The organism is Streptomyces sp. NPDC055749, from assembly GCF_053617235.1.
The window spans coordinates 151,550-170,622 of record NZ_JBSHFH010000008.1 but is presented as its reverse complement, the minus strand read 5'-3'; the positions used below and the strand labels follow the sequence as shown (position 1 = coordinate 170,622).

The following is a 19,073-nucleotide window of genomic DNA, read 5'->3' as shown; positions in this document are numbered from 1 at the left end:
CCAGGACGAACTCGCCACCAACACCAAAGCCCACCACTTCGTTGGCCGGCGCCCCGCCATCCCTCATTCACCGACCGCCGCACAAACCCGATCGTGGTCGCGGCCGGGACTCGGCATACTCCCAGACCGGATGAAGCCTCGGACCGCACGGTGCTGGCCTCCCAAGCCGGAGGCGACAGAGCCAACCCCTGCCTTCCCGTACTTGGTTACGGACGCCTCCGGCCGGTCAGGATCTGCTGGGCCTGGTCAGGATTCGGTGCGCGTGCTGACGCCCGATCCGAACGCGCCGTTGGGGAGGACGGTCCGAACGAGCATCAGGTCTTCTCAGTCCGCTCGGTGATGTACACGTCCATGCTCGTGCTCAGGTCGGCGAGCAGGGCCTCGAAGCCGGCCAGCACTTCCGGCGGATGCCCGGCCATCACGGCATCCAGGCGGACGCCCAGAGGCCGGAAGAACTCGTCGGCGCGCTCCTGGACGTACGCGCTGCTGCGCAGGGTGATGACCCGGCGGTCGACGTGTTCCCGGCTGCGGATGATGTGCCCGGCCTGTTCGAGGCGATTGAGCAGGGCGGTCGTCGCGCTCGGGGAGAGCGGGATCCGCTCGCTGAGGCGGGCCGGGGACAGCGGGGTGCCCCGCTCCTCCGCCGCGGCGACCTCAAGCAGCGCGATCGCGTCCGTGGAGTGCAGGCCCAGCCAGTCGGCGAAGAGGCGGCTCAGCTCGGTGAAGTGGCCGCCGTAGGCCCGGAGCCCCTCGATCAGCCGTTCCCGTTGTTCCGCCACACCGCTGTGCGCCGATTCCTCCACGGACAACGCCACCCTTCCTCCAAGATCCGGCTCCCGTGTTTTCCACGGGCCAGGCCGCGCCCGCGGCCTTTGACAACCTATCGCCCTCAGTTTACTTTCTTCATGGAACTATTCCACGACGGAAGGACTTCTTGTGCGTGAACCGTCCGCCACCCGCCGGTGGCTCGGCCTGATCGCGATCGCGTTGGGGGTGGCACTGATCGTGGTGGACACCACGATCGTGAACGTGATCGTTCCCTCGGTCATCGAGGACCTGGACGCCACATCGGCCCAGGCGCAGTGGATCCAGGAGTCGTACGCGATCGTCTTCGCGGCGCTGCTCCTGCTCACCGGCCGGCTGGCCGACATCTTCGGCGCCCGCCGGATCTTCCTCGGTGGTGTCGTCGTCTTCGGTGCGACCAGCGTGCTGGCCGGGCTCGCGCCCAACAGCGGGCTGCTGATCCTGGCGCGGTTCCTCCAGGGCGCCGGAGCGGCGATGCTGCTGCCGACCTCGCTGTCCCTGCTGAAGGCGACCTTCACCGGTAAGGCGCGCGGTCAGGCGTTCGCCGTGTGGGGCTCGACCATCGGCGCGGCCGCCGCACTCGGCCCGCTGCTGGGTGGCTGGCTCGCCGAGCACGTCTCCTGGCGCTGGGCCTTCGGTATCAACGTGCCGCTGTCCGTGCTCGTCGGGGCCGGTGTGCTTCTGTACACGGCCCCGTCGCCCCGGACCCGGGGCCGTATCGACGTACCGGGCGCGCTGCTCTCGGTGGCCGGTCTCGGGCTGCTCGCGTTCGGCCTTGTCGAGGGACGTACGTACGGCTGGATCGCCACCGTGCACCCGCTGGAGGTCCTCGGGCTCACCTGGTCCGGTGGCCCCTCGCCCGTCCTGGTGGCCCTGGTCCTGTCGGCCGCCGCCCTGTTCGCTTTCGTGCGGCGGCAGATCGCCCTGAGCCACACGGGTGACGCGGACCGGGTCCTGATGGACGTGAGCCTGTTCTCCATCGCGTCGTTCCGGAGCGGCAACATCGCCACGCTGATCATCGGTATCGGCGAGTTCGGCGTCGTCGCGATCCTGCCGCTGTGGCTGCAGTTCACTCTCGGCTACAGCGCCTTGCAGGCCGGTCTGGCCCTCGTGCCCGTCGCCATCGGCTCCTTCGTCGCCAGCGGCGCGAGCTTCGGCATGGCCGCCAAGGTCGCCCCGCTCGGCCAGCTGCGCGTCGGTCTCGCGCTGGAGGTCGTCGGGCTCGCCGGGATCGGGCTGATCGCCGCCCCGGACAGCTCCTGGTGGTCCGTCTCCCTGGTGCTCTTCCTGTACGGAATCGGCGTCGGCTTCGCGACCGCCCAGGTCACCAACGTCGTCCTCAACGACATCCCCGAAGCCAGCTCCGGGCAGGCGTCCGGGATCCAGAGCGCCTTCCGCCAGCTCGGCTCTGCGCTCGGCATCGCCGCCCTGACCACGGTGTTCTTCACCACGCTCAGCACCCGTCTGAACGACCGGCTCACGGGCGGCGGCCTGCCCGCGGGCGAGGCGGGCCAGCTCACCGGGGCCGTCACCGACAGCGCGGGAGCGGCGATCGGCCCCCTGGCCGCGAACCCGCAGACGGCCTCCGTCGCGGACGCGGCCCGCGCCGCGATGACGGACGGCGTGGTTCTCGGCGGTTACGTCGCCGCCGGGTTCGTCCTCCTCGGGCTCATCGCGTCCTTCCTCATTCCCGCCTCTCCTGCGGGCGGTGCGATGGAAACCGACACGTCGGCGGTCCCGGAAGCCGTGCCCAGCTGACGGTCCGGGCGACGGCACGATGCCGGCCTCCCGCGGCAGAGGCGGACAGATCCGATCCTTGCCACTCGAAAGAATGCGTCCGCTGAACCGCGAAGCTCGGCACGGCACGACATCGACGCGGCTGGGTCCGGGACATCGACATCGAGTAACCCGCACGGCCTCGTCGCGACCTTCGCCCGTTCATTGGCCTCACCCGATCCGGTGCTGCGCCACCTCTGCCCGTCGACAGTGAGGGCCAGCTCTCTCCCTCCGCCCCACCGTCCCAACTTCCGGCGGCCGGCCCCCTCCGGGGCCGGCCGCTTCACTTGCAGCCGGCGTAGTTTGCACATGCACGGGCAGACCTGACGGCACCGGCTCAGGTCGGGGCGGGCAGATGGACCGAGGCGAGTTTGGCCGGGTCGACGACGATGCGGATGCCGGTGATCCGGCCTTCGGCGACTGTGAAGGCGACGATGGAGAGAGGGGTTCCGTCTGGGCGCCAGGACATGTGGCCGGGGATGCCGTTGAGCAGCACGGGTCGGTGGCTGGCGACCTCACCGGAGAACATGCGGGCACCGGCGGCGACCTTGGTGGCGCCGAGGGTGACGACCACCCCGTCGGGGGTGTCGACGGTCAGCTTCACGTTCGGGTCGAGCACACGCAGGAGCGCCTCGAAGTCGCCGCTGACGGCCGCGGCTTGGAAGGCCTGGACGACCTCCCGGTGCTCGCGGCCGGGGCCCGCCGGCCGGTCCCTGGCTTGGACCTTGCGGCGGGCGCGGCTGGCGACCATCTTGGAGGCGTCGGCGGACTTGCCCAGAATCTGGCCGACTTCTTGGAACGGGACCGCGAACATGTCATGCAGGACGAACGCCAGGCGTTCGCTCGGGGTGAGCGCGTCGAGCACGACGAGCAGGGCGAGGCCGACCGAATCGGCCAGCAGTACCTGCTCGTCGGGCGCGGGGCCGTCTGCGGGCGTCACCACGAGGTCCGCAGACTCCTGCCCGTAAGCGGTTTCGGGGTGGGCTCGACGGGATCTCAGGAGGTCGAAGCTGATTCGGCCGACCACAGTGGTCAACCAACCGGCCAGGTTGTCGATGGCCGCCGCGTCTTGGCGGGCGAGGCGCATCCAGGCTTCCTGGACCACGTCCTCGGCGTCGACGTGCGAACCCAGCACTCGGTACGCAACGGCGCGCAGCCGATCGCGCTGGGCTTCGAACGCCTCGGTCACGAGGCCGGACGGGTGGGCGCTCACGACTTTCGCGGCTGACGGAGCGAGATCCGGTTGCCGTCCGGGTCCACCGCCTCGATGCGGACGCCGAACGGATAGTCCACGGGTTCGGACTCTTCGAAGATGACGCCGCGCCTGCGCATGATCTCGAAATCCTTTCGCAAGTCCTCAGATTCGAGGATCAGCGGACCGGGCGCGCCCGCACTGCCGGCCTGTCCCGCGGCCGCCGCATGCGACCACAGGATGATCTGCACCGGGCTGTCGGGAACACCGACGGTGAGGAAACGCCCGTCGGGCCCAGGGAAGTCGAGCCGCTTCTCCAGGCCGAGCCCCTCGGTGTAGAACTCCAGCGCGCGGTCCTGATCGGTGACGTAGAGCGTCACGTACATGATGTTGGTCAGCAAGCCGTTCTCGATTCACTCGTTGGTGCGATGACCGTTCGAATTCGGTCGTCGCACCTATGACGAGTGCCGACGGGAGAAGGTAACAGGACCGGTCCGCCGTAGCGGTGACCAGGCGCATGCGGTGTGGATCGGCAGCACGAGTCCAGGGCCCACGCATGGTTCAGCTGATCAAAACGGTGGCAGGGAGGCCCTATTGGAGGCCCTACTGCCGCGCCGGACGAATTCCATGACGGTCCTTCTCGTCGGGTGGGGCGAAGGGTTACTGGGCGGTGCAGCCGCCGTCGACTGGCTGGGCGACGCCAGTGACACGCAGCTCGCGCCGGGGCTGCACAGCCACGGGACGGCCTGGGCGATCTCCTCGGCGGTGCAAAGGTGGCGCACGGCTCGGCTGCGCCACGATCTCTGGACCGTAGCGCGCGATCACCCGAGCGCGCGTCCGCTCGATCACCAACGTCCGCCCCGGGCCCCTGCCTCATTCACGTCAGCCTCTTCAGCGTGTGGGACGGGCCGAGGGGAGCAGCGAGATCTGTAACCAGCCGGTGGGTCCACAAGAAGTGGAACATGCCCGCCCTGACCTGCGGCTCGGGAAACTGAGGGATAGGTCGCGCCGTTTGTCCAAGCGTTACGCCCTCAAGGTCCGCTCCCCGGATGATGTCGATCAAGTCCGGGTTGAACAGCTGGCTACGTCGGTAGCCCGCCAAGAACCGGAGGTTCGACAGTTCGGCCGGCGGTGGCTGGCTCCAGAGCGCGTAGCGCCAGCCGCGGGCCTCAGCAAGTTCCCGTGTCCAGCCACTCGCCGCCGCACGCGACAGCAGGGATCTCACGTGGCTGTGCGGCTTCACGTCGACAATCACCGGACCGCGGGTAGTCACCAGGAGGAAGTCCGGTACGTGCCTGCGCATCTCGCCGCCGACCACTGCCTTCAGGAGGAAAGGCTGGGCAGCGATGTGCAGCACGAGGTGATCAAAATCGGCGTACAAGAGCCGGGCGAGTTCGAGGCGTGATTCGTAGACCACGTGGCCGCGCATCGTGGAAGACCAGTAAGTACCTGAGTAGTGCTTCTGCCCCTGATACCAGCGGAAGGACCGCCACGGGGCAGCTGCCTGCATGCCTCGAGACGGCCACGGCAGCCCCAGGCTCATCCTGGAAGAGGCTGCCACCCGGAAATCGGATGCTCACAGCCGCATCGGACAAGTCCGTACGGCCCCTACAGCAAGACGCGCGTCTGCAGGCCCAGCCTTCTACGGTGAACGGGTGCGTGTAAGCGCTCAGACCTGGCGGCATTTGCGCAGTTCAGGAACCTTCCCTATGTGCTGTCGGTGGCTCATGAGACAGTCGCCCCCATGTCGGGCACTGTTGGAGGGGATGCATGAAGGCGCTGCTTGAGATTCCAGGGCGTGACGAGTTTGATGCCCTGATCATCCGCACTGACTATAGGGACGAGGTTGCATGGCAGGCAGTGGTCGCGGACCTGGCTCAGCCGTGGGGAGGCGACAGTAAGTTTGAGCCCTCTGTTCACCTCGTCGACGATCCTGCCTGGGCCGATCTCACGCCCGATGAGGTCCTCAAGGAGGCGAGGCAGGACGAAAATCTGAGCGTTGTGTTCCTCGCCGACCGGGTCACGATGCACTCTGCAGATCACGCGCTACTCGCCCTCGACATTGCCGAGGAGGAGGACCTCGACCCGATGTACTACCAGGAGCTCATCGACTCCCGGCTGCCCCGAGAGTTCCGGACCGTCCCGGCCGGCGTCCACGACGTGCACGCAAATTTGTCGATCGCCAACATGGACTTCGCGGAATTCGCCGAGGCGGCCTTCGCTGATCCCGACCGCATCTACCGGCCTTTCTGAAGCAGCTGCTGTCGGTTCTCGTCCCGGATCATCTGACGCAGGCCGGGCGGGCCGCAGCCAGGTCCCGTTCCAGTTCTTTGACGCAGTCGGCGATCGGTGAGGGGTGTGGTTCTCGGAAGCTCGACGTCAAAGTCCCGGACCTGACGGAAATAGGGCAGCTTCCAGAGGTGCACCTGCTGGAGAAGTAGGCAACTGCACCACCCACTGTGCCCCTGCCAGAAACCTCCAAGCGATGGCGTCGATCACCTCTCGGTGGTCCAGCCACCTACCCCCCTGCCTCGGCTCCCGGTCCGGAGGCAACGGCTCGATCCGCGCCCGCTGCGCGTCAGTCGACCTCACACCCGCACAAACGATCAGACGATCCGGAAGGGGCGACTACACGCAGCCGGTGCCATCGCCCTTGCCCGCAGCTGCCCACCAGTAGATCACTCGGGCAGCCATCGCTTCCGGCTCTGATGGCAGAGGGGTAAGACCGAAGTGATCCTCCAGCTCGTGCCGCAGGAACTCACCGATCTGCGCCTGACCGGCGCCACCCCGGAGCTGCTGAAGCAAAGGGGCAAGCATGCAGTCGTACTCGTCCTGTACATCGTCAGCGACACCGATCGGATCCCACGCATTGAGCAGATGCCGCAGGCCGTTCTCGGTGACGTCGGATCCAGGTCGCATCGCTCCGGGGTGCCACCCGTGAACACCCGGCATCACTCGCCCCCTCCGTGGCACAGACGAAACCGCCTAGTTGCGGGTTGAGTTCAGGAGCTGGGCGAACGACTCCGCCTCGAAGAGCCAGCCGTACAGGTCACCCGTGATCTGTGTGCCGTTGATGGCGACCGTGGGGGTGCCAGGGCCGCGTGGGTCGTCACCACCGGCTGCCTCGTACGTCTTTTCAGAGGCGGTGACGAAGTCTTTGTACGCCATCGTTGCCACGGCGGAGTCGAAGGTTTCGCTCCGCAGCCCCTCGACCTGGCCGGCCAGTTCCAGCAGAGAGGCCGTGGTGTAGCCGCCTGCGCGTTCGTTCTCGGCCATGTTCTCGAACAGCACCGCGTGGTACTCGGTGAACTTGCCCACCTCCAGCGCCGCGCGAAGTGCGTTGACCGCCCTCTTCGATCCGTCGCCGCCCACGCGGTCGTCCCTGAAGGACGCCAGAGTGTACTCAGTCCTGGCCTCGCGGCGCAGCGTCATCTCGCGCAGCGCCGGGGCGCCTGTCGCCTCGAACTCCTCGACGACCGGGCAGCGTGGGTCCTCGTACAGCCGGACCGTGGTTGCCGCGGCCGGGTCGCCCACCACGACCGTCGTGCCGTCGGCGGCCAGTTTCTCCGGGAGCTCCTCGACCCCCGCGTAGGGCGCCGACCGAGATGTGTCAGCGCCCTTGTCTTCCGTGGACTGCTCCTTCGGCCCGCAGCTCGCCATCATGAGCACAGCGATTCCGGCCGCGGTTGTGACGGCCAGCCCTCTTACGTTCCTCATCTGCGGATTCCCTCCCCTTGACCGCGCAGACTCTAGGCGCTGCAGGTCACGAATCGCACAGCGATTTCACCGACGCGCTTTCCAGGGCCTGGGAGCAGCAAGAGGCTCCTTCAGCCGGCCGACGACGGCCGCGCAAGGACGCGGGTCGGTGACGTACAGCCTCGCGGGCTTGCGGTGTCCTGCGAGCAGAAGGTCCTGCTCGTCGCCGCCTGTCTCCGCAACAACTCGTCGCGATCAGCCTGGAAGTGGACAGCCGCCACCTGGCGCCATTGTCCGCGACCAACTGCTTGTAGTCGTCCCTGGCCGCGCGGGTGCCCAGGCCGTGATCCAGCACTGCCGAACGGCCTTCCCGCAGGGGCGAGACGAGTTGGCGCCGAACGGCCTCGATCACGGGAGCCTGAACCGCGAGGTGTTCGTACTCGGCGTGTTCCTTGCCGATCCGTCCGTGCAGGGCTGTCATTTGGTCATCCACCGAGAGACGGACGAGACCGCCTCGTGCCAACGCCTTCGCGCAGGTGGTCTTGCCCGAGTCGGGCATGCCGTAAGTAGCCATACGACTGGCTGAAGATCACTCACCCGCCTGACGGTAGCGGTCCCGGCGTCCTGCAACGGACCGGATTCCGGGGCAGCCTGCCAATGGCTTCGAGGAGCCGGCGCTAGGCTGCGCCCGCGATCAACCGACCGGAGCGAGGAGCCGCCGTCGATGCGAGAGAGCGTGGAACAGCGGCATGGCCGGATCCTGCGGCTCGTCCGTGAGCGCGAGAGCGTGCGCGTCAGTGAGCTCGCGGCGGATCTGGGCGTCTCCGTGGAGACCGCCCGGCGCGACGTGGCCGCGCTGGCCGCGGTGGGGCGCCTGCGACGGCTGCACGGCAGCATCACCTGGCCGACCGCGCCGCTCAACGCCCGCGATGCCCGGCTCGCCCGCCGGGCCGCGCCTCAGGCGCCGAGCGGACTGGTGCTGGGCATGGTCGTGCCCGTGTCCGACTACTACTTCCGGGCGGTCATCCAGGGCGCCCGCCAGGCCGCGGCCGACGCGGGGGCCCGCCTGCTCGTGGGCATCACCGACTACGCGGCGGAGCGCGACCTCCAGCACGTCACCACGCTGCTCGGTGCCGGTGTCGACGGTCTGCTCCTCGCTCCGAGCTGGACCGTTGACGGTCCCGACGAGGCGGAGGCGGCGCCTTTCGCGGAGCCCGCGGTCCCCACCGTGCTCGTCGAGCGACGGATACCCCTCGGCGTGCCCGGCTCCCACCTGGACCGTGTGGTGTCGGACCACGCGGGCGGAGCGGCCCTCGCGGTACGGCACCTGGCGCGGCTCGGACACCGGCGCGTCGCGCTGCTGGCCCGGCGCACCCACACGCGACCCGCTGTGCGCGCCGGCTATCTGTCGGCGGTCCGTGCTCTCGGGCTTCCCGACGACGACCTCTCGCCCGGGGCAGACGAACCGAGGGGGCACCTCGACGACGTCGGAGGGGATCGTCTGCTCGAACTCATCGGCGCCGGGGAGGTCCGCGCCGGGCTCGTGCACACCGACATCGACGCGGTGAACCTGCTGCACCGGCTGCTGGCACACGGCGTGCGCGTACCGGAGGACTTCGCGCTCGTGTGCCACAACGACGAGATGGCCGCGCTCGCGGACGTGGCGTTGACGTCCGTCAGCCCGGCGACCTTCGCCGTCGGCGAGGCGGCGGTCCGGTTGCTCGTACGCCGGCTGGAGGAACCCGATGCCCCGCACTCCGCCGTCGAATGGCTGCCGAGGCTGGTGATCCGGGACTCCTGCGGAGCCGGACGGGCAGCTGATGGCCAGGAGGCCGGTGAAGGGCGTCGGCGGTAGGCACCTGCCCGTCGGACACGGCCCGGCCCGCCCGGGCGCTTCCGTGCCCCATGGCTGACCGATTACTGACCGAGTCGCCCTCGTCCCTTGACGTACAGAAAGCGCTTGCGGAAGCTGCCGTTCAAGCAACTCCCCACCGACTCCCCCGCAAAGGCTGGTCCGCCATGTCCCCTTCCTTGCGCCGCCGCACCTTTCTCCAGGTGACCGGAGGCACCGCACTGGCTCTCGGCGTCGTCGGGGCCGCAGCCGCTCCGGTCGCCGCCGTGGCCGTGGGCACGCAGGAGTTCGCCGCCTTGCGCGGCACCTGGCGCGACCTCGTCCTCGGCAGCGGCTTCAGCCCTACCGCCGAGCCGTTCAAGACCCTGCTCGCCGACCTCGGCAGGAACGCTCGGGCCCATCTGTCCACCATGGCCCCCGCCGACGGCTCGCTGTGGCCGGACGCCGTGTGGCGGGACCCCGAGCCGGACACGGACGCCGAGTCGTACGCCTTCTCCGCGAAGATGAACGAGAGCTACAACCGGATCGGCGTTCTCGCGCAGGCCTGGGCCCAGCCCGGCACCGGGCTGACCGACGACCCCGCCGTCCTGCAGGCCGTCCTCACCGGTCTGGACCACCTGCACACCCGGGTCTACAACGAGACCACCTCCCGCTACGGCAACTGGTGGAACTGGCAGATCGGGGCCCCGCAGGCGCTGATGGACACCTGCGTGCTGGTCCACGACCACCTGACGGCCGACCAGATCGCCGCCTACTGCCGTGCCGTCGACCACTTCGTCCCCGACTCCGTCTTCGACTCGTACACCGGTACGTCCACCGGCGCCAACCGCGTCGACCTGTGCCGCAGCGTGATCCTGCGCTCCGTCGTCGGCGAGAACGCCGACCGCCTCGCGCGCGCCGTCGCCGCACTCAACCCCGTCTTCCCCTACGTGACCAGCGGCGACGGCTTCTACGCCGACGGGTCCTTCATCCAGCACCGCAACATCCCGTACATCGGCGGATACGGCTCCGTCCTCCACGACGGCGTCGGACGCCTCATGGCGCTGCTGCGCGAGTCCCCGTGGCCGGTGAACTCCCCGGACGCGCAGCTCTTCCTGGACACCGTCGACAACGCCATCGCGCCGTTCGTCCACAACGGCCTGATCATGGACAACGTCTCCTCGCGAGGCATCAGCCGGGCCGGAACCTCCGAACACAGCCGGGCACACTCACTGCTGGCCACCATCGTGCTCATCGGCCAGGGTGCGAGCGAGACGGAGAACGCCCGCTGGCGCGCCATGGTCAAGGGGTGGATGCAGCGCAACTACTTCTCGCCGCCGCTGAAGAACCCGCAGCTGAGCCTGGTCCGTGCCGCTCTGCTGCAGTCCCTGCTGGACGACACCTCGGTCAAGCCGGCGCCCGAACCGGTCCAGCACCGACTGTTCCACCACATGGACCGGGCCACCCATCGCCGCCGCGGCTGGTGCGCCTCGGTCTCCATGGCATCGAAGCGGATCGCCCACTACGAGTACGGCAACGGCGAACACGCCCGCGGCTACCACACCGGCGCCGGCTGGCTCTCCTGGTGGGGCGACGACTTCGGCCTGGAGCAGCACTCGGACGCGTACTGGCCGACCGTCGATCCGTACCGCCTGCCCGGCATCACCGCCTCCCGCAAGCCGCTCGCCGACGGCGAGGGCGGCAACTGGGGCCAGCCCATGCCGAACGCGGCCTGGGTGGGCGGCACCACGGACGGCGAGTTCGGCGCCACCGGACAGCACCTTGTCGGCCTGTCCTCCACGATGAACGCCAGGAAGTCCTGGTTCTGGCTGGACGACTCCGTCGTCTGCCTGGGCGCCGGCATCGCCTCCGCCGACGGCTACGCCGTTGAGACCACCGTGGACAACCGTGCCCTCGGTACGTCGGGCGCGCCGGCGCTCACCGTCGACGGCCGGGTGCAGCCGGGTGGGCAGGGCCTGCGGCAGACCTTCGAGGACGCGGGCTGGGCGCACATAGCGGGCCACGCCGGCTACGTCTTCCCCCAGGGGCTGGGGCTCAGCACCGTACGCGAGGAACGGACCGGTGCCTGGCGGGACATCAACACCGGCGGGCCCACCACCCCGCTGACCCGCCGCTACCTCACCCTCTTCACCGACCACGGCACCGACCCGACGGACGGCGGCTACGCGTACGTCCTGCTGCCCGGCGCGAGCGCCAGGACAACCGCACTGCGGGCCGCCGACAAGGGCTGGCTGCACATCCTCGCCAACACCGGCTCCCAGCAGGGCATCCGCGTGCCCCGACTCGGCCTGACCGCGGTCAACTTCTGGACCGCGGGCACCGCGGGACACCTCTCCGCCGACGCGCCCGCGTCCGTCCTCGTCCGCGAACACCGCGACGGGACGGCGACCGTCGTGGTCTCCGACCCGGCCCGCCAGGCGACCTCCTTGCAGATCACCTGGGAGAAGCGGGTCTCGTCCGTGATCTCCAAGCCCGCCACCGTCACGGCCGTGAGCACGGGTGCCACACTGAAGCTCACCTTCGGCGACCTCACCCAAGCCTCCGGAGCCCCGCAGCGGGTCCGGGTCCGGCTTACCTGAGAGGGGGGCACCATGCAGGGAAACACCTGGCGGACCGCCGCCCGTCGGCTGTCCGTACCGGTCATCGCGACCGCCACGGCCATGACGCTCCTCACCGCCTCGCCCGCGACCGCCGCCGCCGAATGGGACGGCGACGCCTCGCACGGAACGGGCGTCTTCCAGCACGTCCTGTGCGACGCGCCGTCGTACGTCCACGTCACCGACTGGAACGACGGACACGGCGACATCTTCGGGTTCCACAAGTCTCCCGGCTCCAGCCGCTGCGAAGGCATGGGCATCAACGGCCACACCTTCACCGCAGGCCGCTCGTACTGGTTCGGCTGGTGGTCGATGACCAAGACCGGCAACACCCAGACCGTCTTCCAGTGGAAGTCGTGGGGCACCGACGCCGAGCAGAACCAGAACTACCCGGTGATCATGAAGGTCGAGGACAGCCGGCTCAAGATCTGGTACGTGGCTCCGGGCGAGCAGTGGATCCTGGCCGGCAGCGTGCCGTGGGCCCCGGGCACCTGGAACAAGATCGAACTCGGCATCGACGTCCGGTCGGACACGTCCGGTTCGCTCCAGCTGTACGTGAACGGCCAGTCGGTCGCCGGGATGGCGGGCATACGCACCTGGGATCTCAGGGGCAACGTGCCCCGGTGGGGGTCGTACGGCGTGACGATCACGGACATCGAGTCCATCCACTGGGTCGACGCCCTAGGGATGGGCACGGCCCGCGCAGACGTCGTCTGACACGCAGCGCGACACCCAGGTGGGACCGTGGGCGACGTGGCCGGGCTCCCAGCCATCCAGCAGAGGGCATGCTCGCTCCGGTCGACGGACGGTCGGCGGACTCCGGTTCGTCGACCGAAGCGAGCATGCTCGCGCCCCCTCCCCCGAGGGGCGACACCCCGGTTCCCCGTAGGCCCGCTGGGGTCGGCGGGGGTCGTGCACGAGGGCACCGGCGCACGCCCCACCTCGTGGATCCAACGGCTGGCACAACACCGCCGATACCTACAGTCTTCAGACCGCGATGGGCGTCATCGCCCTGATCTTGCGGAAGTTCGGCGTGTACCAGTCCGAGCGAACCTCGCCGGTGCGCTTGTCGATGAAGATGGCGAGGTTGTCCCACCGGCCGAACGCCTCCCGGCCTTCGATGTGGAACTCCCGCGCGCCCCAGACAGGCAGGTAGTCCACGGCGTCCTCGTACCACTCGGGCGCGATGTACAACTCGCCCGAAATCGCCGGCGGATGCTCGGCGAAATACGCCACGAGCAGTTTCCGGGCTTCGGAGGGAGAAATCATGATGGCGAGTTTCACATATGCATGCCATCGCCCGGTAGCCGTTCAGAGCGCGTCGATGCCTACCGCCTGCGTTCCCGGCTCGCGGGTGGAGTGCTGCGGGAGCTCCACGCCGCGGCCGACAAACGGCTCTACGAGCACGTCGAACTGCCCCGCAGTCAGATTCCCCCGCTTCAGGATCGCTCGGGCCGCCGTGGAGATCGCGGCCCGTGCGTCGGAGTGCAGCCCGGCCAAGTGCGCGTCGAGTTCGGCGGCGCGAGGGAGGAGGGCGGTGCGGATCCGGTGGTCGAGCTCGGAGTTCTCGGCGGCGGACGGCACCGCTGCACGGCTCGCCTCCTTGCCGCCTTCGGTGCGGAGGTCGACCAGCCGGTCGAACGCCGAGGCGAGCGCTTCCGGCGACAGCGCGGTGGCCGTACTGACGAATTGGTTGGTCGCGGTATCCAGCATGGGGCCTCATCACATCGGCGATTCCGCGACGAGCGTACTGCCCACGAGTGACACGCGCGGCGGAGCGGGTCGCTGCGCCGCCGGGCTCGCAGGACGGCCCCGGGGACGGGCACGTCGAGGGGACCGTCCTGCCGAGACCGGAGCGCGAAGGTGTTCTAGCGTAGGAAGGGACAAGCACCGTCAGCGGCGAAGGCTGGGCCTTCAAATCGCTCGGCCGGCCGTCCTCGGGCGATGCGTCCGACCGGCAGGTGAGATCAATGAGCGGCAGGGCCGGCTCAGCCGACGGCCAGAACCACCACTACGACGTGATCGTCGTGGGCGCGCGCTGCGCGGGCGCGCCCACCGCGATGCTGCTGGCCCGCCTCGGTCACCGGGTTCTCCTGGTCGACCGGGCGACATTTCCGAGCGACACGATCTCCACCCATCTGATCCATCCCCCGGGACTGGCCGCACTGGACCGGTGGGGACTACTGGAGCGGGTCGTGGCGACCGGGTGTCCGCCCATCGACACGTATGCGTTCGACCTGGGACCGTTCGCCATCGCCGGGTCCCCGGCCGGAGAGGGCTTCGAGGCCTCCTACGCGCCGCGCCGCACGGTCCTGGACAAGATCCTCGTGGACGCCGCCGCGGAATCCGGCGCCCAGGTGCGCGAGGGGTTCACGGTCGGGGAAGTCCTGTTCGACGGGACGACGGTGACCGGGATCAAGGGGCATGGCAAGGACGGCAGTTCCGCAACCGAGCACGCGCGTTTCGTCGTGGGCGCGGACGGGCTCCATTCGTCCGTCGCGAGGGCGACGGGCGCCGTCGGATACGCGGAGAAGCCGAAGATCAACGCCTACTACTACACGTACTGGGCCGGGCTGCCCATGAGCGGAATCTTCGAGGCGTACGACCGAGAAGACTGCGCTTTCGCCGCGTGGCCCACCAACGACGACCTGACGATGGTCATATGCGGCTGGTCCATGCGGGACTTCGAGGCCCGCCGCGGGGACGTCGAAGACAACTACCACGCCACGCTGGCCCGGGCGCCCGCCTTCGCCGAACGGGTCGCGAAGGCGACCCGGGCCGAGCGGTTCGTCGGCATGGCCGTTCCCAACTACTTCCGCAAGCCATACGGTCCCGGCTGGGCTCTGGTCGGCGACGCCGGATACCTGAAGGACCCCATCACCGCGCAGGGCATCCAGGACGCGTTCCGGGACGCGGAGCGGTGCGCCGGCGCGCTCGACGACGTGCTCACCGGCCGTCGGTCCTTCGACGAGGCGATGCGGGCCGCCCAGGAAGCCAGGGACGCCCAGGTCACGAGCATGTACGAGTTCACGGCCGAGTTCGCGGCCATGGAGCCGCCGCCTCCTGAGATGCGGCAACTGCTCCTCGCCGTGTCGCAGAGCCCCTCGGCACGCGATGAGTTCGTGAGAGTCACGGCGGGGATGACACCGCCCGAGGAGTTCTTCGGGCACATGCAGGAACGGATGAGCCGCCATCAGTCACCCGACGCAGCCTGATCCCCTTGGAGGGGTGGTCGTCATCAATGAAGGGCGGGGGGATCCAGTGCGCTCACCGCCGATCACCGCCGTTCGCCCGGTGCGGGGGGAGAATGAGCGGCATGGCCATGGTGAAAGACATCGATGTCCGCGGTATGCAGCACTGCGAGACGACGGCGCTGGGCGTGCTGCTGCGGCATGAGGGACTCGACCTGTCCGAACCCATGCTGTTCGGGCTCGGCTCCGGGCTGTCCTTCATCTACTGGGACAGCAAAGCCATGGGTTTCCCTTTCCTGGGAGGCCGGGTCAAGCCGTTCGAGCTCACCAGGAACCTGGCCGCCGCACTCGGGCTTGAACTGCTGGTCGAGGAGACCACCTCTCCACGCAAGGCGTGGCAGAACGTGGCGGCACCCATCGACGCCGGCCGGCCGGTCGGGCTTCAGCTCGACAGCTACCACCTGGACTACTTCAGCACCAAGGTGCACTTCGGCGGACACGTCGTGGCCATGTACGGGTACGACGAACACGACGCCTACCTGGTGGACACCGCCCCGCAGGGCGGAGCCGTCACGACCGGCCTAGCCGCCCTGGCCAGGGCCAGGGCCGAGCGCGGCCCGATGACCGCCAAGCACCGCTCCTTCACCGTCACAGTGCCCAGCGGCCCGACGTCACCGCAGGACCGGATCATCCCCGCGATCAAGACCTGCGCCGACGCCTTCCTGAACCCGCCCATCGCGAACCTGGGCCACCGGGGCATCGAGAAGTCCGCGGAGCAAGTGCCGAAGTGGCTGCAGCGCAGCGACAATCCGAGCGAGGACCTGACACGAACCGCCGGCCTCATGGAGAGGGCCGGTACCGGCGGCGCCCTGTTCCGCAATCTCTACCGGGACTTCCTCGCCGAGTGTTCCCAGCTGATCGACAGCAGCCATCTGCGTACCGGCCACAGCCTGTACGCCGAGGCGGCCATCCTCTGGACACAGGTGGCCGCACTCCTCGCGGCGGCAGGTGAATCCGGCGACGCGAAGAACCTCATCCAGGCCGGCGCCGTCCTCCACGAGCTCTCGCGCATCGAGCGCGACGCGATGCGGGCACTCACCAAGCTCTAGAGGGCTGGTCCGGCGGGTGGCGAGATCGTGCGGGTGAAGTGCATGCACACCACAGGCGTGGTCTCGTCGACACTGCGGCCCTCGACGTCCCGCCAGAAGTCGAAATGGGCTCGGCGCCAATGGGAGAGGTCGGTGTAGCCCTCGCCTTCGGCCTCGGCGAAACCCCAGGGCACCTCGCCGAAGGGCACCGTCATCACGTCGGTGACCTGGAGTTCCGCGAGGACAGCGCCGTCGTTGTCCAGGAGAGCGAGGCGTTCTCCGGGAAACTCACGCTCCTCACCCTCCTCCGCGTACTCGGCCAGCAGGGTGGCGGTGGCGGTTTTGGCTCCCTCCAGCACGAGGGCGTTGAGCTCGTCTCGAAGGCGGCCGGGGCTGCCCAGTTCAAGCGTTCGCATTCCGTTCACCCGAGGCCACATGCCGCCGAGCCTACCCAGACCATCGATGCGCCCGGCTCGCCGACCGCGCTCCGCCGGGCGACCATGGGAGTACGGGACCGGTTCGGGACCAGGTACTGGGAGGCACCCGTGGGGCACACCCGGACAACCGACGTACTGATCGTGGGTGCCGGCCCGGTCGGACTGAGCGCAGCCGCCGAACTCCGCCGCCACTCGGTGCGCTGCCGTCTCGTCGACCGGCTGCCGGCCCGTCTCCCGTACGCCAAGGCGGTGGGCATCCAACCTCGCACCCTGGAGATCTGGGACCGGATGGGCCTGGCCCGCACCGTCCTGGAAGCCGCCGTTCCGATGCGCGGCCAACTGATCTATGTCAACGGCCGGGAGCAGGCCCGGATCAACCTCGCGCTACCGCCAGAAGTGCCCTACGGGTTCGCCGCGCTGCCCCAGTACGAGACCGAGCGCCTTCTGGAGGAGTACGTGGCGGCCCTGGGCACGCCCATCGAACGCGGCACCGAGCTGCTGTCGTTCACCCAGGACGCGGACGGGGTCACCGCCCGGCTGGGCACCGCATCCGGCGCCGCCGAGGAGGTCCGTGCCCGCTACCTGATCGGCTGCGACGGCGCGCACAGCAACGTCCGCAAGGGGCTGGGACTCGCCTTCGAGGGCGGAGCCTTCCCCGAGGAGTACATGCTGGCCGACGTCGAGGCCGACTGGGACCTGCCGCACGGATACGGCGTACGCTCCAGCCACCGCAGCGACGACGGCTCCACCGACGACCTGCTGGTCTGCATCCCGCTGCCCGGCGCCGGCCGCTACCGCATGTCGATGCTGGTCCCGCCCGAACTCTCCACCGGGGCAACGGACCAGGCGCCCGGGAGGGCAGGCGAGGTCGCGCACGGCCTGGAGGGCGGCCGTGCCCCGGAGCTGTCACACATCCAGGCCGTCGTCGACCGCCTGGCACCCCGGCAGGCAGCCCTCTCGCGAATGCGCTGGTCCTCCGTCTTCCGCATCAGCCACCGGATCGTCGACCGCTACGCCGACGGCCGCGTCTTCGTCGCGGGCGACGCCGCCCACATCCACCCGCCCACCGGGGCCCAAGGCATGAACACCGGCATCCAGGACGCCTGCAACCTGGCCTGGAAGGTCGCCCTCGTCATCCGCGGGGAGGCCGGGCCCGCCCTGCTCGCCAGTTACGACGCCGAACGCCGCCCGGTCGGCGAGGAGGTCGTCGGCCGGACCGTCCGGCACGCCACCCACGGCATCGAGACCGATCCCGACAACCCGCGGACCCTGATGCTCCGCGAGGCCCAACTGCTCGTCGACTACCGGAGCGGACCCCTCGCAGGCAGCCCGTACGGGCCGGCCGACGCACCCCAGCCCGGCGACCGGGCCCCGGATTGCGGCGGTCTGACCGTCCCCGTCGCCACGTACCCGCTGCGCCTGCTCGACATCCTGCGTGGCCGCACGAGGCATGTGCTGATTCTGTACGCGGCCGGGGCCGCCGACCTGGCTGTAGCAGGCGAAGCGGCCGGCGCCGCCGGGGGGCGACGGATGTCCGACGGCGGCCCGGACCACGAAACCGGCGTGCAGACCGTCGCCGTCATCGCCCGCGAAGCGGCGCCGACTCCCGACGCCCCGGCCGTCCCTCAATACCGTGACGCCTCTGGAGAGTTCGCCCGGCTCTACCGCCCCGACGGCGCGACCGGCTTCATCGTCCGCCCGGACGGGCAGCTCGGCGCCCGCTTCCCACTCGCCGGTACTGCGGCGGCCCTGTCCGGCTATCTCGCGGCCTTGTCCGCACCCGGGTGAACAGGGAACGCGCATTCGACTGACAGTAAGTCACCGGAGTCCGCCTCACCGGCCGTCTACTGTACGGACGTGTCGTGCTGCTCATCGCAGTTACCTGAGGAGGAACTCTGTGTCATCACCTTGCGACCCCAAGTACGCTCCCGCCGGCGATGTGGGCGCAGCGCTCCTGATGATCGATTCCAGGCTCAAAGGTATCTACGACGGCAAAACCGAAACCGACCCCGAACAACAGGTGCTGATCGACCAGTTCACCGCGTCGCTGGGTCCCGAGGGAGCCAATGACTTACTGGACGGCGCGTGCACGCTCATCTTCATGTTCATGACCTGGCTGCGGAAGGCCCACGAAGAACACGACAAGGACGTCATCGAGTACGTGGTGCCCACTCTCGTGGCCTCGCTGCGCATGATGCCCAAGAGCATCCGCCCCGAGGCCATCCCCACCATGGCCGGTCTGGTCATCGCCGCGGGCACCCATCTGAGCCCCAGCCTGTGGCGCAAACAGTACGGAGACTGGACCGACGAGGAGATGAATCCCCTCGAAGCCACCGCCTTCCTGCTCGCGGAGCACATCAACCGCATCACCGACGACCGCGACTTCGCCACCCGCCTGATCACCGACGCCCTGTCGAGCGCGGACGAACGCTGACGTACC

General features: G+C 69.1%; 20 protein-coding genes. 9 read left to right on the top strand and 11 right to left on the bottom strand.

Going from position 1 to position 19,073, the window contains the following annotated elements:
- Positions 1-314 precede the first annotated feature (314 nt).
- Complete coding sequence (locus tag ACWGO0_RS08735; RefSeq protein WP_453530242.1) at positions 315-803, bottom strand: MarR family winged helix-turn-helix transcriptional regulator; 489 nt, start codon at positions 801-803, stop codon at positions 315-317.
- A 133-nt stretch (positions 804-936) separates the two neighbouring features.
- Here ACWGO0_RS08735 and ACWGO0_RS08730 point away from each other — a divergent pair, with 133 nt between their 5' ends.
- The gene (locus ACWGO0_RS08730; RefSeq protein ID WP_453530148.1) at positions 937-2,562 is read left to right on the top strand and encodes a DHA2 family efflux MFS transporter permease subunit; all 1,626 of its coding nucleotides are present in this window, start codon (positions 937-939) and stop codon (positions 2,560-2,562) included.
- A 355-nt stretch (positions 2,563-2,917) separates the two neighbouring features.
- On the opposite strand, the gene ACWGO0_RS08725 is transcribed toward ACWGO0_RS08730, so the two are convergent.
- The 3 genes from ACWGO0_RS08725 to ACWGO0_RS08715 all read right to left on the bottom strand — a co-directional run bounded on the left by ACWGO0_RS08725 (position 2,918) and on the right by ACWGO0_RS08715 (position 5,282).
- Entirely contained in the window at positions 2,918-3,793 is an 876-nt protein-coding gene (locus tag ACWGO0_RS08725; RefSeq protein WP_453530145.1) for a sigma-70 family RNA polymerase sigma factor, read from the bottom strand.
- Positions 3,790-4,173 (bottom strand): VOC family protein, encoded by a 384-nt coding sequence (locus ACWGO0_RS08720; RefSeq protein ID WP_453530142.1) that lies wholly within the window; start codon positions 4,171-4,173, stop codon positions 3,790-3,792. The genes ACWGO0_RS08725 and ACWGO0_RS08720 overlap by 4 nt, the downstream gene beginning before the upstream one ends.
- 476 nt (positions 4,174-4,649) lie before the next feature.
- On the bottom strand, positions 4,650-5,282 hold the full coding sequence (locus ACWGO0_RS08715) for a TnsA-like heteromeric transposase endonuclease subunit (RefSeq protein ID WP_453530139.1): 633 nt from the start codon (positions 5,280-5,282) through the stop codon (positions 4,650-4,652).
- Positions 5,283-5,542: 260 nt separating this feature from the next.
- Between ACWGO0_RS08715 and ACWGO0_RS08710 the strand changes: the two genes are divergently transcribed.
- Positions 5,543-6,025 (top strand): DUF6924 domain-containing protein, encoded by a 483-nt coding sequence (locus ACWGO0_RS08710; protein ID WP_453530136.1) that lies wholly within the window; start codon positions 5,543-5,545, stop codon positions 6,023-6,025.
- 126 nt (positions 6,026-6,151) lie between these two features.
- On the opposite strand, the gene ACWGO0_RS08705 is transcribed toward ACWGO0_RS08710, so the two are convergent.
- The 4 genes from ACWGO0_RS08705 to ACWGO0_RS08690 form a co-directional block, all read right to left on the bottom strand.
- Positions 6,152-6,364 carry a transposase gene (locus ACWGO0_RS08705; protein ID WP_453530133.1) on the bottom strand — a complete coding sequence of 71 codons (213 nt, stop codon included), beginning with the start codon at positions 6,362-6,364 and terminating at the stop codon, positions 6,152-6,154.
- Positions 6,365-6,400: 36 nt separating this feature from the next.
- Positions 6,401-6,691, bottom strand: a complete 291-nt coding sequence (locus ACWGO0_RS08700; protein ID WP_453530130.1) for a hypothetical protein — start codon at positions 6,689-6,691, stop codon at positions 6,401-6,403.
- Between the two features lie 66 nt (positions 6,692-6,757).
- Entirely contained in the window at positions 6,758-7,489 is a 732-nt protein-coding gene (locus tag ACWGO0_RS08695; protein WP_453530127.1) for a DsbA family protein, read from the bottom strand.
- A 46-nt stretch (positions 7,490-7,535) separates the two neighbouring features.
- Positions 7,536-8,027 (bottom strand): AAA family ATPase, encoded by a 492-nt coding sequence (locus ACWGO0_RS08690; RefSeq protein WP_453530124.1) that lies wholly within the window; start codon positions 8,025-8,027, stop codon positions 7,536-7,538.
- Between the two features lie 165 nt (positions 8,028-8,192).
- Here ACWGO0_RS08690 and ACWGO0_RS08685 point away from each other — a divergent pair, with 165 nt between their 5' ends.
- The 3 genes from ACWGO0_RS08685 to ACWGO0_RS08675 all read left to right on the top strand — a co-directional run bounded on the left by ACWGO0_RS08685 (position 8,193) and on the right by ACWGO0_RS08675 (position 12,634).
- Positions 8,193-9,323: a substrate-binding domain-containing protein gene (locus ACWGO0_RS08685; RefSeq protein WP_453530121.1), complete on the top strand. Its 1,131-nt coding sequence runs from the start codon at positions 8,193-8,195 to the stop codon at positions 9,321-9,323.
- A 164-nt stretch (positions 9,324-9,487) separates the two neighbouring features.
- A complete protein-coding gene (locus ACWGO0_RS08680; RefSeq protein ID WP_453530118.1) occupies positions 9,488-11,899 on the top strand; it encodes a polysaccharide lyase 8 family protein in 2,412 nt (803 codons plus the stop codon).
- 12 nt (positions 11,900-11,911) lie between these two features.
- A complete protein-coding gene (locus ACWGO0_RS08675; protein ID WP_453530115.1) occupies positions 11,912-12,634 on the top strand; it encodes a hypothetical protein in 723 nt (240 codons plus the stop codon).
- Between the two features lie 270 nt (positions 12,635-12,904).
- Here the strand turns inward: ACWGO0_RS08675 and ACWGO0_RS08670 are convergent, their stop codons facing one another.
- Both ACWGO0_RS08670 and ACWGO0_RS08665 read right to left on the bottom strand, forming a co-directional pair.
- Positions 12,905-13,201, bottom strand: a complete 297-nt coding sequence (locus ACWGO0_RS08670; RefSeq protein ID WP_453530113.1) for a hypothetical protein — start codon at positions 13,199-13,201, stop codon at positions 12,905-12,907.
- 27 nt (positions 13,202-13,228) lie between these two features.
- Positions 13,229-13,630, bottom strand: coding sequence for a hypothetical protein (locus ACWGO0_RS08665; RefSeq protein ID WP_453530110.1), 402 nt, complete (start codon positions 13,628-13,630; stop codon positions 13,229-13,231).
- A 257-nt stretch (positions 13,631-13,887) separates the two neighbouring features.
- Between ACWGO0_RS08665 and ACWGO0_RS08660 the strand changes: the two genes are divergently transcribed.
- Together ACWGO0_RS08660 and ACWGO0_RS08655 are read left to right on the top strand one after the other, a co-directional pair.
- On the top strand, positions 13,888-15,132 hold the full coding sequence (locus ACWGO0_RS08660) for an NAD(P)/FAD-dependent oxidoreductase (RefSeq protein WP_453530107.1): 1,245 nt from the start codon (positions 13,888-13,890) through the stop codon (positions 15,130-15,132).
- Positions 15,133-15,233: 101 nt separating this feature from the next.
- Positions 15,234-16,217: a BtrH N-terminal domain-containing protein gene (locus ACWGO0_RS08655; protein ID WP_453530104.1), complete on the top strand. Its 984-nt coding sequence runs from the start codon at positions 15,234-15,236 to the stop codon at positions 16,215-16,217.
- On the opposite strand, the gene ACWGO0_RS08650 is transcribed toward ACWGO0_RS08655, so the two are convergent.
- Complete coding sequence (locus ACWGO0_RS08650) at positions 16,214-16,612, bottom strand: ASCH domain-containing protein (protein ID WP_453530101.1); 399 nt, start codon at positions 16,610-16,612, stop codon at positions 16,214-16,216. The two genes, ACWGO0_RS08655 and ACWGO0_RS08650, sit on opposite strands and share 4 nt — an antisense overlap.
- Positions 16,613-16,741: 129 nt before the next feature.
- On the opposite strand from ACWGO0_RS08650, the gene ACWGO0_RS08645 reads away from it, so the two are divergent.
- Both ACWGO0_RS08645 and ACWGO0_RS08640 read left to right on the top strand, forming a co-directional pair.
- Positions 16,742-18,421 carry an FAD-dependent monooxygenase gene (locus ACWGO0_RS08645; RefSeq protein ID WP_453530099.1) on the top strand — a complete coding sequence of 560 codons (1,680 nt, stop codon included), beginning with the start codon at positions 16,742-16,744 and terminating at the stop codon, positions 18,419-18,421.
- 109 nt (positions 18,422-18,530) lie between these two features.
- Positions 18,531-19,067, top strand: coding sequence for a hypothetical protein (locus ACWGO0_RS08640; protein ID WP_453530096.1), 537 nt, complete (start codon positions 18,531-18,533; stop codon positions 19,065-19,067).
- Positions 19,068-19,073: the final 6 nt, after the last annotated feature.

Excerpts from the sequence above, each read along its gene's own strand:
- ACWGO0_RS08715 (WP_453530139.1), bottom strand. The coding sequence starts at position 5,282 with ATGCAGGCAGCTGCCCCGTGGCGGTCCTTCCGCTGGTATCAGGGGCAG.
- ACWGO0_RS08710 (WP_453530136.1), top strand. The coding sequence starts at position 5,543 with ATGAAGGCGCTGCTTGAGATTCCAGGGCGTGACGAGTTTGATGCCCTG.
- ACWGO0_RS08700 (WP_453530130.1), bottom strand. The coding sequence starts at position 6,691 with ATGCGACCTGGATCCGACGTCACCGAGAACGGCCTGCGGCATCTGCTC.
- ACWGO0_RS08695 (WP_453530127.1), bottom strand. The coding sequence starts at position 7,489 with ATGAGGAACGTAAGAGGGCTGGCCGTCACAACCGCGGCCGGAATCGCT.
- ACWGO0_RS08690 (WP_453530124.1), bottom strand. The coding sequence starts at position 8,027 with ATGCCCGACTCGGGCAAGACCACCTGCGCGAAGGCGTTGGCACGAGGC.
- ACWGO0_RS08685 (WP_453530121.1), top strand. The coding sequence starts at position 8,193 with ATGCGAGAGAGCGTGGAACAGCGGCATGGCCGGATCCTGCGGCTCGTC.
- ACWGO0_RS08680 (WP_453530118.1), top strand. The coding sequence starts at position 9,488 with ATGTCCCCTTCCTTGCGCCGCCGCACCTTTCTCCAGGTGACCGGAGGC.
- ACWGO0_RS08675 (WP_453530115.1), top strand. The coding sequence starts at position 11,912 with ATGCAGGGAAACACCTGGCGGACCGCCGCCCGTCGGCTGTCCGTACCG.
- ACWGO0_RS08665 (WP_453530110.1), bottom strand. The coding sequence starts at position 13,630 with ATGCTGGATACCGCGACCAACCAATTCGTCAGTACGGCCACCGCGCTG.
- ACWGO0_RS08660 (WP_453530107.1), top strand. The coding sequence starts at position 13,888 with ATGAGCGGCAGGGCCGGCTCAGCCGACGGCCAGAACCACCACTACGAC.
- ACWGO0_RS08655 (WP_453530104.1), top strand. The coding sequence starts at position 15,234 with ATGGCCATGGTGAAAGACATCGATGTCCGCGGTATGCAGCACTGCGAG.
- ACWGO0_RS08650 (WP_453530101.1), bottom strand. The coding sequence starts at position 16,612 with ATGCGAACGCTTGAACTGGGCAGCCCCGGCCGCCTTCGAGACGAGCTC.